This is a genomic window from Actinacidiphila yanglinensis (assembly GCF_900107965.1).
In the GTDB taxonomy this organism is placed as follows: Bacteria; Actinomycetota; Actinomycetes; order Streptomycetales; family Streptomycetaceae; genus Actinacidiphila; species Actinacidiphila yanglinensis.
This window is the reverse complement of the sequence record NZ_FNVU01000021.1, coordinates 154130-167441: the sequence shown is the minus strand read 5'-3', so window position 1 is coordinate 167441 and position 13312 is coordinate 154130. Positions and strand designations below refer to the sequence as shown.

Here is a 13312-nt window from a genome sequence, read left to right as displayed (position 1 = left end):
CCCTTCGTTGTGTTCCAACCTTAGCAGATGCTTTCCGGTCGGAATTACCAACCCCTTTTCGAAACACACGTTTCCGCAGGTCTCGTCGAGGCGGTCGGGCCAACCTACTGGATGCCTCCGCGCGGAGCAAATCGGGGGCGGCCGCCCGGTGGGGACCCGGAGGAACCGCGAGGCGCGCCCTGGAGGGAGGAATCCGTACTTGGCATGACTTACTCTGCTGTAGCCGTCAACCGTCCGGTGACAGGCAGTGACGGCGCCCTGATCACCGCGCTGAGGAGTGCTTCCCATGACGACCGTCTCGTCGCCCCTGGCCGGTCGGGCCATCCCGCTCGACGCCGTACCCGACCCTGTGTTCTCCGGTGCGATGGTCGGTCCCGGTACCGCCGTGGATCCGGTGCGCGCCCCCGGTGAGGTGGTGTCGCCGGTGGACGGCGTCATCGTCTCACTGCACCCGCACGCCTTCGTCGTGGTGGACGACGAAGGCCACGGGGTGCTGACACACCTGGGTATCGACACCGTGCAGCTCAACGGGGAGGGCTTCGAACTGCTCGTCGCCAAGGGCGACACGGTTCGCCGTGGGCAGCCGGTCGTGGGGTGGGACCCGGCGGCGGTGGAGGCCGGCGGCAAGTCCCCGATCTGCCCGGTGATCGCCCTGGAGGCCACCGCCGACGCACTCGGCGAGGTGGCGCAGGATGGTGAGGTCGCGGCCGGCGACACCCTCTTCAACTGGAAGTAGTGAGATGGAGACAACGCTGCGAGGCGTCGGCGTCAGCCACGGGGTGGCGATCGGCGAGGTACGGCACATGGGCACCACGGTGCTGGAGCCGCCGGCGAAGCAGACCAGGGCCGAGGACGCGTCCCGGGAACAGGGGCGGGCCCGGCAGGCGGTCGAGGCGGTCGCCGCCGATCTCAACGCGCGCGGGCAGCTCGCCGGCGGCGAGGCGCAGGCCGTGCTCGAGGCCCAGGCGATGATGGCGCAGGACCCGGAGTTGATGGCCGACATCGAACGGCGGGTCGCGGTGGGGAGCACCGCGGAGCGGGCGGCGTACGACGCGTTCGCGTCCTACCGGGCGCTGCTGGCGGGCGCGGGTGAGTACCTCGCGGGCCGGGTGGCGGACCTGGACGACGTGCGGAACCGGATCGTGGCGCGGCTGCTGGGCGTGCCGATGCCGGGGGTTCCGGACAGCGACGAGCCGTACGTGCTGATCGCGCGGGATCTCGCGCCGGCGGACACGGCGTTGCTGGACCCCTCGCTGGTGCTGGGTTTCGTGACCGAGGAGGGCGGGCCGACCAGCCACAGCGCGATTCTGGCCCGGGCACTGGGGGTGCCGGCGGTGGTGGCGCTGGCCGGCGCGTGTGAGCTGGCCGAGGGCACCGTGGTCGCGGTGGACGGGAGCACCGGGGAGGTGTTCGTCGAGCCGAGCGGGGAAAAGCGGGCCGCCCTGACGGCCGCGGCCGCGGAGCGGAAGGCCGCGCTGGCGGCGTCGTCCGGGCCCGGGGCGACCTCGGACGGTCATCGGGTGCCGTTGCTGGCGAACGTCGGCGGGCCCGGTGATGTGGCGGCTGCCGTGGAGGCGGGTGCGGAGGGCGTGGGGCTGTTCCGCACCGAGTTCCTGTTCCTGGACGACTCCGCGGTGGCTCCGTCGGAGGACAAGCAGGTCGCGGCGTACCGGCAGGTGCTGGAGGCGTTCCCCGAGGGGCGGGTGGTGGTGCGGGTCCTGGACGCGGGCGCGGACAAGCCGCTGGACTTCCTGACCCCCGCGGACGAGCCGAACCCCGCGCTCGGTGTCCGGGGGCTGCGGTCCCTGCTCGATCACCCCGACGTCCTGCGCACGCAGTTGCGGGCCCTGGCCCGGGCCGCGGAGGGGCTTCCGGTGCACCTGGAGGTGATGGCCCCGATGGTGGCGGACCGGCAGGACGCCAAGGCGTTCGCGGACGCGTGCCGTGCGGCGGGGCTGCCGGCGAAGTTCGGCGCGATGGTCGAGATCCCCTCGGCGGCGCTGCGGGCGCGGTCGGTGCTGAAGGAGGTGGAGTTCCTCTCGCTGGGGACGAACGATCTCGCGCAGTACACCTTCGCGGCGGACCGGCAGGTGGGAGCCGTGGCGCGGTGGCAGGACCCGTGGCAGCCGGCGCTGCTCGACCTGGTCGCATCGGCGGCCGAGGCGGCGCGCGCGGAGGGGAAGAGCTGCGGGGTGTGCGGTGAGGCCGCGGCCGATCCGCTGCTGGCGTGCGTGCTGACGGGTTTGGGGGTGACCAGCCTTTCGATGGGGGCGGCGTCGATCCCTTACGTGCGGGCGACGTTGGGGAAGTACACGCTGGCGCAGTGCGAGCGGGCCGCGGCGGCGGCCCGGGCGACGGACAGTGCGGAGGCGGCCCGGGGGGCCGCGCAGGGGGTGCTCTCCGGCGAGTAGCCGGACCCGCTCGGCCGGCCCGAGCCCGGCGGAAGGTGCCATGCCTTCCGCCGGCGCGGGCCGGCCGAGCGCATGCCGGAGCCGGAACCCGCCGTGCGGCCGGGGGCGCTTCAGGGGAGCGGGATGCCGGGGGCGTAGTGGACGCCGGGTTCCGGGGGGATGGGGGTGCCGGTGATGGGGTCGGTGCAGTAGGCGTCGAAGACGGCGGCTTCGCTGAGGGGGTGCGTTTCGCCGCCGTGGAGTTCCCAGCCGCGGACGGTGTCGCCGTCGGGGTCGAGGGTGCGGACGACGATTCCCGCGGTGCGGTCGGTGACCATGGCGGCGGCGAGGACCGTGCCCAGGACGAGGGCGTCGGCCTCGGAGAAGTGGAGGTCGCCGTCGGGTGAGGTGTGGGCGTGGAGGGCGGCGGCGAGGGGCGGGCCGTCGTCGGCCGGGAGGCTGCACACGACGTGGTGCGCGCCGGGACCGACGGCTTCGAGGAGACGCAGCAGGGTGTCGGAGGCGTCGTCGAAGGCGCAGTGGGCGAGGTCCTGGCCGCAGTCGGGGCAGGGACCGGAGTCCATGAGGATGTCGGTGGCGCGCTCCCAGACGGTGCGGCGGTCGACCTCGCGGGTGAGCAGGGCGCGGAGTTCGGCGACGGGCTGGCGGGCGTAGTGGACGCCGGGTCCGGTGGTGGTGGCCTCGGCGACGTAATGGGTGCGGGTGGTGGGGGTGTCGGGCGGTCGGCGGGTGCCGCGGCAGTAGCTGGCGTAATCGTCGGGGTCGAAGTGGGTGACGGTGACGTGGGTGCCCTGGGCGTGCAGGCTGCGGAGGAGTCCGTCGAGGTGGTGCAGGTACTGTCCGTAGTCGTCGAAGGGGAAGCTCGGGTGGCGGGTCATGGCGGTGAAGTCGCCCTCGTCGAGGAGCATGGCGATGACGGTGGGGGCTTCCCGGCGCAGCGCCCGGCGATGTCGGGTGCGTCCTGCCGGACGCCTCCTGCGGCCGGTGCGTGAGGGGCTACCGGTGGTGGCTTGCTGGTCAGGACGGTCGGGTCCGGTGCGGGGGCGCGATCGGTCGCCGCTGCGGGTGCGGGCGTGGTCCTGCTCGGGTCGGCCGGTGTCGTCGGCGGTGGGGGGCATGGAAGCTCCTGGGGTCGGTACGGTGCGTGCGGGCGGCGCCGGATGCGGCATCGCCCGCTCTTGATTACTCACCGTAGTCGGACCCTCTGACAACGCCGCCTCGCGCGGCGGCGCCGGGGCTATGACGGGCTGCCGCCGCCGGCGCGTTCCGCGGCGAGCCGCTCGTAGAAGCGCAGCACCTCCAGGTCGTCCACGGAGCCCGGGTTGACGGCCTTGTCGAGCGCGGTGCCCTGGAGCAGCCGCTTGACCGGGACCTCGATGCGCTTGCCGGTGAGGGTGTGGGGCACCCCGGGGACCTCGATCACCTCGTCGGGGACGTGGCGCGGGGAGAGGTGGGCGCGGATCGCGGTGCGGATGCGGTCGCGCAGCGCGTCGTCGAGGGTGGCGCCGGCGGCGAGGCGGACGAAGAGCGGCATCCAGTAGCCGCCGTCGGGCTGTTCGACGCCGATGACGAGGGACTCGGCGATCTCCGGGAGGCGTTCGACGACCTCGTAGATGTCGGAGGAGCCCATCCGGACGCCCTGGCGGTTCAGGGTGGAGTCCGAGCGGCCGTGGATGACGACGGTGCCGCGCGAGGTGAGGGTGATCCAGTCGCCGTGCCGCCACACGCCGGGGAACATCTCGAAGTAGCTCTCGCGGTAGCGGGTGTCGCCCGGGTCGTTCCAGAACCGGATCGGCATCGAGGGCATCGGGTTGGTGACGACCAGCTCCCCCACCTCGTCGACCACCGGGCGGCCTTGGGCGTCCCATGCCTGCAAGTCCGTTCCCAGGCAGGGTGCCTGGAGTTCGCCGATGTGGACGGGCAGCGTCGGCACGCCGCCGGCGAAGCAGCTGCACACGTCGGTGCCGCCGCTGACCGAGGCGATCCACAGGTCGGCGGCGACCTCGTCGTGCAGCCAGCGGAACCCGTCGGGAGGCAGCGGTGATCCGGTGGTGGCCACGCATCCGACCGCCGAGAGGTCGAAGTCGCGGCCGGGGTGGACGCCCGCCTTGCGGCAGGCGATGACATAGGCGGCGGACGTGCCGAAGACGGTGGTGCCGGTCTGCTCGGCGACCCGCCACTGGGCCGCGGTGTCGGGGTGGCCGGGGGCGCCGTCGTAGAGCACGATCGTGGCGCCCGCCAGGAGGCCGGAGACGAGGAAGTTCCACATCATCCAGCCGGTGGAGGTGTACCAGAAGAACCGGTCGCCGGGGCCGAGGTCGAGGTGGAGGCCGGTCTGCTTGAGGTGTTCGAGCAGGATGCCGCCCTGGGACTGGACGATGGCCTTCGGCAGCCCGGTCGTGCCGGAGGAGTAGAGCACCCACAGCGGGTGGTCGAACTCCACCTGCTCGTACTCGGGTTCGGTGTCCGCGGACGTCAAGGTGTCCCAGTGCAGGGTGCCTTCGGGCGCGTCGGTGCCGAGCAGCGGGATGTGCACGGTGGCGCGCAGGGTGGGCAGTCCGGCCCGCAGTTCGGCGACGGTTCCGGCGCGCTCGTGGGTCTTGCCGCCGTAGCGGTAGCCGTCGACCGCGAACAGCACGACGGGCTCGACCTGTTGGAAGCGGTCCAGAACGCTGCGGGCGCCGAAGTCGGGGGCGCACGAGGTCCACACACCGCCGACCGCCGCGGTGGCGAGCAGGGCGACGACGGCGTGCGCGGTGTTGGGCAGGTATCCGCTGACGCGGTCGCCGGGGGTGACGCCGAGGCGGCGCAGTTCGGCGGCGAGCGAGGCGACCTGGCGGCTGAGTTCGGCCCAGCTGACGGTGACCGGTTCGTGGCGCTCGTCGACGTGAAGGAGCGCGGGCTCGCGTGCACGCTCGGGATCGCGGGCGGAGCGCAGGGCGTGCTCGGCGTAGTTCAGCCGGGCGCCGGGGAACCAGCGGGCGCCGGGCATCGCGGCGTCCGCGAGCACCGTCTCGGCGGGGGTGGAGAAGCGGACGTCGAACCACTCGGTGATCGCGCGCCAGAACGCCTCCGGAGCGCGCACGGACCAGGCGTGCAGGGCCGCGTAGTCGGCCGCGGGGTCGGCGCCGGCGCGGGCGGGCGTGCCGTGACGCTGCGCGGCCCAGTCGTGGAAACGGGTCAGCCGTGCCTCCGCGACCCGGTCGGGGCTCGGAGTCCACAGCGGCTCGGGCGTGCTGGCGGCGGGCACGGAGGTGGTGCTCATGGGGCGGCTCCCGGACGGTACGCGTCGTTGCGTCGGCGGCTCGGTACCCGGGACGGGCGTCCGTCGCCCGGGGACTGGGCAGGACGATGCCATGTGATCGTCTTCGACGCCAGGGCGGGGCGCGCGGTGTGGGGCGGGTCGCATCGTACGGCGGCACGCGGCGGTGGCTGCGGGACCGCGGCCGGGCATGATCGTCAAGGTGAACAGCGGCTGAACGAGCGGCGCGGGTGTTCGGGCCGATGGGAGGGTGGGGGCATGGACGGTGCGTATCTGCTGGGCGCGGTGGTGGGGGAGGTCGTCGGCGGGGTGCGGGACCTCCGGGCGGCGCTGCGACGGCAGCGGGCGGGCAGCGCCGATCTGGTGCGGGCGGCGCGGATGCTGGGCTCGGCGCGGGGGCGCCTCGCGGTGCGCACGGCGGTGCGCCGGCGGTCGGTGGACGCCCGGGACCTGCCGGCGGCGGGGCCGGACCGGGCGCGCACGCCCGGGCTCGTGGTGGGGGCGGAGCCGGAGCCGGGCGGGGGCGTGGTGCGGTTCTCCCGGGCGGAGTTGCGGGTGCGGGTGGCGGCCGGCGGGGCGGTGTTCTGCGGCTGGGACGGGGCGGTGCCGCTGCCGTCGTACGCGCTGGCCGGCGACTGCCCGGAGGCGGACCCCCGCGCGCAGCTGGAGCCGGACGGCGCGGGCTGGCGGGTGGTGTCGGAGCGGATCACGGTACGAATCTCGGCGCAGGGGGCGGTGGAGTTCCGCACCCCCGGCGGGCTGCTGCTGCGGACGGAGGGCCCGCCGACGTGGCGGGACGCGGCGTCGCCGGCGGAGGGCCGGGCGCCCGGCTGGGAGCAGCGGGCGCGGCTGCCGGCCGACGCGCGGGTGTTCGGGCTGGGCGGGCGCGCCTCAGGGCCGGCGCTGCGCACCGGCCGGTACCGGCTGTGGAACACCGACCCGGGCGGGGCTTTCCGGCCGGGCGACGATCCGCTGTCCCTCACGATGCCCGTGCAGCTCGTCGTCGCGGACGCGGGCTGCCACCTGGCCTTCCAGGACAACACCTGGGACGGCGAGGTCGCGCTGTGGGAGGGCCGTGAGGGCGCCGGGTCCGGCCCCGACCAGCCGGGGATCTGCCGGCTGCGGATGGAGGGCGGCCCGCTGCGCTACTGGGTGATCGCCGGGACCCCGGCGCGGGTGCTGTCGGGGTGGACGGCGCTGACCGGCCGGCCGGCGCTGCCGCCGCGGTGGGCCCTGGGCCACCATCACTCGCGGTGGGGCTTCGGCAGCCAGCAGGAAGTGCGGCGGGTCGCGGCCGGCTACCGGGAGCACGGGCTGCCGCTGTCGGTGCTGCACCTGGACATCGACCACTTCGACGGGCATCGGGTGTTCACCGCGGACCCGCGGACCTTCCCCGATCTGCCGGGCCTGGCCGAGGAGTTGGCGGGACACGGGGTGCGGCTGGTGTCGATCGTGGACCCGGCGGTGAAGGCGGAGCCGGGCCTGGCGACCTACGACGGCGGTGCGGCGGCGCGGGCGTTCGTGCGGGACGCGAGGGGACGGGAGATACGGGGGGCGGTGTGGCCGGGCGAGTGCGTCTTCCCCGACTTCACCGACCCCGCGGCGCGCGCCTGGTGGGGCGCGCAGTACCGGGAACGGCTGGACAGGGGCTTCGCCGGGTTCTGGCACGACATGAACGAGCCGGTGTCCTTCGCGGCGTTCGGCGATCCGACGCTGCCCCTGTCGGCCCGGCACGCGCTGGAGGGCCGCGGCGGTGACCACCGCGAGGCGCACAACGTGTACGCGCTGGAGATGGCCCGGGCCGGCTACCAGGGTCTGCGCGAACTGCGCCCGCAGCAGCGGCCGTTCCTGTTCTCCCGCTCGGGCTGGGCGGGGATGCAGCGGTACGGCGGCACGTGGTCGGGCGACGTGGCGACCGGGTGGGAGGGGCTGCGGGCGTCGCTGGCGCTGGTGCTGGGGATGGGACTGTGCGGGGTGCCGTACTCCGGTCCCGACGTGGGCGGTTTCAGCGGCGTGCCGTCGCCGGAGTTGTACCTGCGGTGGTTCCAACTCGGCGCGTACCTGCCGCTGTTCCGTACCCACTCGGCGATCGGCGCGGGGCGGCGTGAGCCGTGGGAGTTCGGGCCGGAGGTGCTGGGGCACGCGCGGGCGGCCCTGGAGGAGCGGATGCGGCTGCTGCCGTACCTGGAGACGCTGGCGCATGTCGCGCATCGCACCGGCGCCCCGTACGTGCGGCCGCTGTGGTGGAAGTCGCCGGGTGACCGGGCGCTGCGGGAGTGCGCCGACGCGTTCCTGCTCGGGGACGCGCTGCTGGTGGCGCCGGTCCTGGAGGAGGGCGCCACGAGCCGGCAGGTGCGGCTGCCGCGGGGGAAGTGGCACGACACGGCCACCGGCAGGGCCTACCCGGGGCGTACCACGGTGCGGTTGGACGCGCCGCTGGGCCGGATCCCGGTGCTGGCCAGGGCCGGCGCGGTGCTGCCGGTGACCGGGGCCGACGGCCGCGTGGAACTGGAGGCGTGGGCGCCGCGCACCGGGCGGGGCGGGGGCGGCGAGGTCGTCGTCGGGGACCCGGAGGGCTGGACGGCGCCGCGCCGGGAGCGGTTCGTGTCGCGCTGGGAGAAGGGCCGGGTCGTGGTGGAGCGGGAGGGCGGCGGCGAGGTCGGCTACGAGGTGCGCGTGCGCGCGGCGGAGGCGTAGCCGCCGTCGAACCAGCGGCGCATCGCGAGGGTGTGCAACGGAAAGCCCAACTCCTCTGGTACGTGCAGGAGTTGGTGGCCCTCGGTCTCGTCGGTCGGGGCGGAGGGAGGCAGTTCGGCAGCCGGGCGGGGCGGGAGCAGGCCGAACAGCAGGAGGTAGCCGCCCTCGGTGTCGGTCATGGCGTCGGCGAGCACCACGTCCCCTGCCTCGGCGGCGATGCCGGTCTCCTCCGCCAGTTCCCTGACGATGGCCTGCTCCCAGGTCTCGCCGAAGTCGATGAAGCCGCCGGGCAGGGCGAGCCGTCCCCGCGCCGGGGGGATGCTGCGGCGGATGACGACCAGTGCGGTGCCGTCGGCGTCGTGGACGGGCAGCAGGCACACCGCGACCGGCAGCGGGTTGCGGTAGGCGGTGTGGCCGCAGTTGGGGCAGGTGCGGGGCCACGCCCCGGTGTCGGGGTAGGGGGTTCCGCAGGTCGAGCAGTGCGCGTCGGTGGCCACCCGCGGACCCTATCCGACCGCGGCACCGGTGAGCATCTGCTGGGCGGGGCCGTGCGACTCCACCACCACGGGCGCGCCGAGCAACGCGCTGATCGCTGACGGCCAGTGCTGCGGGGTGGACCACACCGCGGGCCGGGCGCCGAGCAGTCGGCGGGTGAGCGCGGCCTGCCGCTCCAGATCGCCGGGCGGCCCGACCGGCAGCCGTTCCACCAACCGGCCCTCGACCGCGTAGCCGTGGCAGATCCGCAGCCCCGGGCAGCGCTGCGGGGCGTCGAGGTGGGTGACGGCCAGGGCGTCCACTCCCCCGCACACCTCGACGGCGTAGGCGTGCGCGACCGCGTCGAAGTGCCCGATGCGGAAGGCGCCTTGCCAGCGGCCGGGGCCGTTGTGCGGTTCGGGCAACGCGGCGGCCAGTTCCGTGTCCTGCGTGACGTGCGGTCCCGGCCCGTGCCGGACGGTGTAGGTGCGCACCACGCCCAGCCGCCGCGGCCGGTCCGGCACGCCGGCCTCCGCCAGCAGCGTCTCGGCGTTCGCGAAGGTGGTGGTCGACCAGGTGGTGTACGGGTGGAAGCCGTGCCACTCGTCGAGCAGGACCCCTTGCGCGCCTTCGAGGACGAGCCGGCCGCCGCGGGCCAGCCGGTGCAGGTACGCGCCGTCGGTGAGGGTGACCGCGCGGGCGAACGCCGCGAACGCGGTCACGCACGCCTCGACCGGCGGGGCGTCCAGCGGCCCGAGTTCGTCGCTGAAGCGGTCCCGCAGCAGCCGCAGCAGGCGCAGCAGGCGGGGCCGGGAGGCGCAGTCGCCGGCGGTCGGTGCGTCGTCCGGGTGAGCGAGGGCGTATCGGGCGGTTTCCCCCACGCCCATGCCGCACGAGCCGTGCCGCCCGTTCCCGCGGGCCTGCTCCCGCAGCCGGTTGGCGGCGGCGTGGTAGGGGGTGACGAGCCGCGCCGTGCGATCGACGGTGAGCAGGTCGTAGGGGGACGGGACGCCCAGGGCGCGGAGGTGGTCGGCCTCCGCCGCCAGGGCGAGCGGGTCGACGGACATGAAGCGGGACAGGTGGGTCGGGGTGCCGTGGAGGGTGCCGGAGCCGAATTGCGCGAAGGTGTGGTGGCGTCCGTCGGGAGTCACCACATTGTGGGCGGCCTGCGGCCCGCCGTTGAACCGGACGACGGCGGCGACGTCGGGTTCCCGGCTGAGCCGCGCGACCACCGCTCCCTTCCCCGCGTCGCCGTAGCCGAGGTCCACGACCGTGGTGTGCATGTGCGGCTCCTGGTGGTTGGGCGAGGCGGGGGGCGGGACACGGGCCTGCCGGAGGGTCACCGGCGGGTGGGTGACGGGTCGGCGGCCCCGGGTCAGCGGCGGGTCAGCGGGGTCAGCGCCCGCTCCACCGAGGAGGCCGCCGTGGAGCCCACCTCGGCGAGGTCGGCGAGACCCGCGGCGAGGTCGATGGCCTCCTCACCCAGGCCGACGGTGAGCGCGATGGTCTCGCAGACCGCGTCGAGGTCGTCGAGCTCGATGACGTTCTGGCCCAGCAGGCGGCGCCAGAGGGTGAGGACGTCGGAGTTCCCGGCGTGCGAGGCGCCGGCCGGGAGGATGTAGAAGACGTGGAACCTGCGCCGGAGTTCGGCGAGGATCACCGGCAGCGGGATGTCCTCCTGCAGGTGGTCGCCGAGGACGGCACGGACCTCGCGGGCCTTCACCTTGCCGTAGGGCATCTCGTCGCCGATGAGGAAGAGGTAGCCGCGCCGGCCGCGCTTCTCGTGGCAGTCGAGGGAGGTGTGCCGGGCCATCGCGTAGAGGGCGAGTTCGTAGGACTCGGTCATCTGGCCGCCGCCCCCGCCTTCGAGGAGGATGTTGCCGAGTTGCTCGTCCATGCGGTTGTCGGACTCGAACTGACCGAGCTGGAGCGGGACGCGGTCGCAGGTGGCGTCGCCCACGCCGCCGAAGAGGATCTGCGGGTGCTCGGTGTAGCCCTTGCGCAGCAGCAGGCCGAACAGCTCGGGGAGCTTGGTCTGCAGGACGCGCGGGACGGCGCCCATGGAGCCGGTGACGTCGAAGAGGACGGAGATGGCGAGCGAGGTGGGGTGCTCGGCGGAGTCGCGGCTCTCACGCGTGCTGAGGCCGCGCGGGTCGAGCGAGGGGTGCGCGGTCCACGTCGACCGCGGCGAGCTGTACCTGACGCGGTCGCTGTAGGCGAAGGCGCCGGCGCCGCGGGCCGAACGGTAGCGCTCGGCGGCGTCGTAGACGTTGGTGGACCAGCTTCCGCTCCCCATGGTGTTCCCCCTTGGTGGTGGTGTGGAGTGCTGCCGCCGTGTCGAACGGCAGGCCCTAGCCGGCCGGCGGCATGGCGAACGGGCGGAAGGTGCGCGGCCCGTACAGCCGGTCGAGCAGGTCGTCGAGTTCGGCCAGCAGCCACCAGGCGTCCTGCGGGCGGGAGTTCGGGCCCGGCAGGGTGCAGCCGCGCAGGAACGCGCGCAGCGGGCCGGGCGCGCGGGCGCCGAGCAGGCGGCGCACGCAGAGCGAGGCGAGGTGGATGTCGGTGGCCGGGCCGGCGGGTTCGTGCCGCCTCGCCTCGGGCGGGTAGTCGGCGGCGTGGTGGTGGATGAGCACGGGGACGTCGGTGCCGACGGCGGTGGCGTAGCACCAGTCGACCAGCACCACGCCGTGCAGGCCGGGGTGGATGAGGACGTGTTCGGGGAAGACCGCGCCGTGCACGAGGCCGGCGCGGTGGACCCAGCCGAGGGCCGTCAGCAGCCGGCGCCACATCCAGGCGGCGTCGCGCGGGTCGAGTCCGCTCGGGTGCGCGGCGGCCACGGCGGCCAGGGTGTGGAAGCCGGTGAGCGGCGCGAGCACGTTGATCCTGCGCTCCTTGCCGTCGCCCGTGCGGTGCCGGAAGCTCTCCACGAGGGTGGGCGCGTAGGCGCGGTGACGGGTCTCGGCGACGGTGTCGAGGCGGGTCAGGACGTCGGCCTCGTGCTCCGCGAGGTCGTTGTCGCGCGGCTGCCGGGGGATCTTCAGGACGGCGGTACGGACGTCGCCGTCGTCGTCGTAACGTGCGGCGCGCAGGTCGGTGAGGTCGCCGGTGGCCAGGACCGGGCCGAGGACGTAGCGGTGCCGGGGGCTGGTGAGGACCTCGCGGTCGTGCTCGCGCCATGCGGCGCTGAGCCGGGCGAAGGCGCCGGCGGCCTGCGCGGCGCGGCCGGGGGGCGCGGTGTCGGGGTGCAACAGCCGGGCCAGTAGCCGGAATCGGCGCGCAGCCAGGACCGGGTCGGCGGGAAAGGCGGGGAAGGCGGGTTCCGGGCCGAGGAGCGCCAGGGCCTCGTCGAAGGTGCGCGGGACATCCGGGCGCGGGACGTTGCGCGGGACATCCGGGGCCTGGACGTCGGGGCGCGGGACGGAGGGGGTGGCCGGGTGGGCGGCGGTCATCGTATGTCCGCCTCCCGGTCCGGGCGCAGGAGCGCCGGGTGCAGCAGCCTCGCGTCGCCGGCGCGGTAGAGCCGGGCCCGGGGGCCGCCACGGCTGCCGGGCCGGGCGTCGGTCTGCCCGGTGGACTCCACGAAACCGGGCACGGACAGCACCTTGCGGTGAAAGTTGCCGGCGTGCAGCGGAGCGCCCCAGACCGTCTCGTAGACCGCGCGCAACTCGGTGATGGTGAAGGTCTCGGCGAGGAACGCGGTCGCCAGCGGGGTGTACTCGATCTTCCCGCGGGCCCGCTCCAGGGCGTCGGCGAGGATGCGGGCGTGGTCGAAGGCGAGGACGGCCTCGCCGGGCACCGAAGGAAGGGGCCGGCGGCCGGTACCACCCCCGTGGGTTCCGGTCCGCCGACCCTGCTCGAAGGGACGCGGAGCTGCCGTTTCTGGTTGCCAGGCTCCCGCGACCGCCTCGACCGGGAGCCAGGCGGCGCCCGCCGCGTCCCCGCCCGGCCGCGCGTCGGGCAGGCCGGGCGCGAAGGCGAGGTAGGCGACGGAGACGACATGCATGCGCGGGTCGCGGTCGGGGCGGCCGTACGAGCCGAGCTGTTCGAGGTGCACCCGGCCCAGTGCCGCCGCGTCCAGGCCGGTCTCCTCGGCGAGTTCGCGGGCCGCGGCGGCGTCGAGCGACTCCCGCCCGGCACGCACGAACCCGCCCGGCAGGGCCCATGCGCCGGCGAACGGCGGCCCGCCGCGCTCCACCGCGAGGACGTGCAACCGACCCTGACGCAGCGTCAGGACCACCACGTCGACAGTGACGGCCATCGGGTCGAAGGCGCGCGGGTCATAGCCCGCGAGGAACTCCCGCTCCTCCTGCGCGTCCCCCGCGCCCGCGACCTCGCGGTCGCCCCGGTCCGGCTGCGCTGCGTCCACGACGGCCCCCTCGTCGATCCCCCGGTGCTCGACCGCGCCCACGCGCGGCGCGGGACCGGTCCCCGTTCTTCTCAATCTGAGTACTTCTCGATCTGAGAAGAA

Annotated in this window: 10 protein-coding genes; 3 read left to right on the top strand and 7 right to left on the bottom strand. The window is 74.7% G+C overall.

Going from position 1 to position 13312, the window contains the following annotated elements:
* Nucleotides 1–286 precede the first annotated feature (286 nt).
* Nucleotides 287–736, top strand: coding sequence for a PTS sugar transporter subunit IIA (locus C4U44_RS33800; RefSeq protein WP_103889906.1), 450 nt, complete (start codon nucleotides 287–289; stop codon nucleotides 734–736).
* Between the two features lie 4 nt (nucleotides 737–740).
* Entirely contained in the window at nucleotides 741–2411 is a 1671-nt protein-coding gene (gene ptsP / locus C4U44_RS33795) for a phosphoenolpyruvate--protein phosphotransferase (RefSeq protein WP_103889905.1), read from the top strand.
* 110 nt (nucleotides 2412–2521) lie between these two features.
* On the opposite strand, the gene C4U44_RS33790 is transcribed toward ptsP, so the two are convergent.
* Entirely contained in the window at nucleotides 2522–3529 is a 1008-nt protein-coding gene (locus tag C4U44_RS33790; protein ID WP_235032548.1) for a hypothetical protein, read from the bottom strand.
* 119 nt (nucleotides 3530–3648) lie between these two features.
* A complete protein-coding gene (locus tag C4U44_RS33785; RefSeq protein ID WP_103889903.1) occupies nucleotides 3649–5676 on the bottom strand; it encodes an acetoacetate--CoA ligase in 2028 nt (675 codons plus the stop codon).
* Nucleotides 5677–6051: 375 nt separating this feature from the next.
* On the opposite strand from C4U44_RS33785, the gene C4U44_RS33780 reads away from it, so the two are divergent.
* Nucleotides 6052–8370, top strand: a complete 2319-nt coding sequence (locus C4U44_RS33780; RefSeq protein WP_235032559.1) for a glycoside hydrolase family 31 protein — start codon at nucleotides 6052–6054, stop codon at nucleotides 8368–8370.
* Here C4U44_RS33780 and C4U44_RS33775 read toward each other — a convergent pair.
* The 5 genes from C4U44_RS33775 to C4U44_RS33755 form a co-directional block, all read right to left on the bottom strand.
* Nucleotides 8337–8867, bottom strand: coding sequence for an NUDIX domain-containing protein (locus tag C4U44_RS33775; RefSeq protein ID WP_103889901.1), 531 nt, complete (start codon nucleotides 8865–8867; stop codon nucleotides 8337–8339). The genes C4U44_RS33780 and C4U44_RS33775 overlap by 34 nt on opposite strands.
* A gap of 9 nt (nucleotides 8868–8876) precedes the next feature.
* Nucleotides 8877–10127: an adenylosuccinate synthetase gene (locus C4U44_RS33770; RefSeq protein ID WP_103889900.1), complete on the bottom strand. Its 1251-nt coding sequence runs from the start codon at nucleotides 10125–10127 to the stop codon at nucleotides 8877–8879.
* 92 nt (nucleotides 10128–10219) lie between these two features.
* Complete coding sequence (locus C4U44_RS33765) at nucleotides 10220–11140, bottom strand: hypothetical protein (RefSeq protein WP_103889899.1); 921 nt, start codon at nucleotides 11138–11140, stop codon at nucleotides 10220–10222.
* 55 nt (nucleotides 11141–11195) lie between these two features.
* Entirely contained in the window at nucleotides 11196–12293 is a 1098-nt protein-coding gene (locus tag C4U44_RS33760) for a protein kinase family protein (RefSeq protein WP_200823499.1), read from the bottom strand.
* On the bottom strand, nucleotides 12290–13102 hold the full coding sequence (locus tag C4U44_RS33755) for an NUDIX hydrolase (RefSeq protein WP_103889924.1): 813 nt from the start codon (nucleotides 13100–13102) through the stop codon (nucleotides 12290–12292). Before C4U44_RS33755 ends, C4U44_RS33760 begins: the two co-directional genes overlap by 4 nt.
* Nucleotides 13103–13312 lie beyond the last annotated feature (210 nt).

What these genes read in the sequence shown, in the direction of transcription:
- C4U44_RS33800 (WP_103889906.1), top strand. Translation starts at nt 287, where the DNA reads ATGACGACCGTCTCGTCGCCCCTGGCCGGTCGGGCCATCCCGCTCGAC.
- ptsP (WP_103889905.1), top strand. Translation starts at nt 741, where the DNA reads ATGGAGACAACGCTGCGAGGCGTCGGCGTCAGCCACGGGGTGGCGATC.
- C4U44_RS33790 (WP_235032548.1), bottom strand. Translation starts at nt 3,529, where the DNA reads ATGCCCCCCACCGCCGACGACACCGGCCGACCCGAGCAGGACCACGCC.
- C4U44_RS33785 (WP_103889903.1), bottom strand. Translation starts at nt 5,676, where the DNA reads ATGAGCACCACCTCCGTGCCCGCCGCCAGCACGCCCGAGCCGCTGTGG.
- C4U44_RS33780 (WP_235032559.1), top strand. Translation starts at nt 6,052, where the DNA reads ATGCTGGGCTCGGCGCGGGGGCGCCTCGCGGTGCGCACGGCGGTGCGC.
- C4U44_RS33770 (WP_103889900.1), bottom strand. Translation starts at nt 10,127, where the DNA reads ATGCACACCACGGTCGTGGACCTCGGCTACGGCGACGCGGGGAAGGGA.
- C4U44_RS33765 (WP_103889899.1), bottom strand. Translation starts at nt 11,140, where the DNA reads ATGGGGAGCGGAAGCTGGTCCACCAACGTCTACGACGCCGCCGAGCGC.
- C4U44_RS33760 (WP_200823499.1), bottom strand. Translation starts at nt 12,293, where the DNA reads ATGACCGCCGCCCACCCGGCCACCCCCTCCGTCCCGCGCCCCGACGTC.
- C4U44_RS33755 (WP_103889924.1), bottom strand. Translation starts at nt 13,102, where the DNA reads ATGGCCGTCACTGTCGACGTGGTGGTCCTGACGCTGCGTCAGGGTCGG.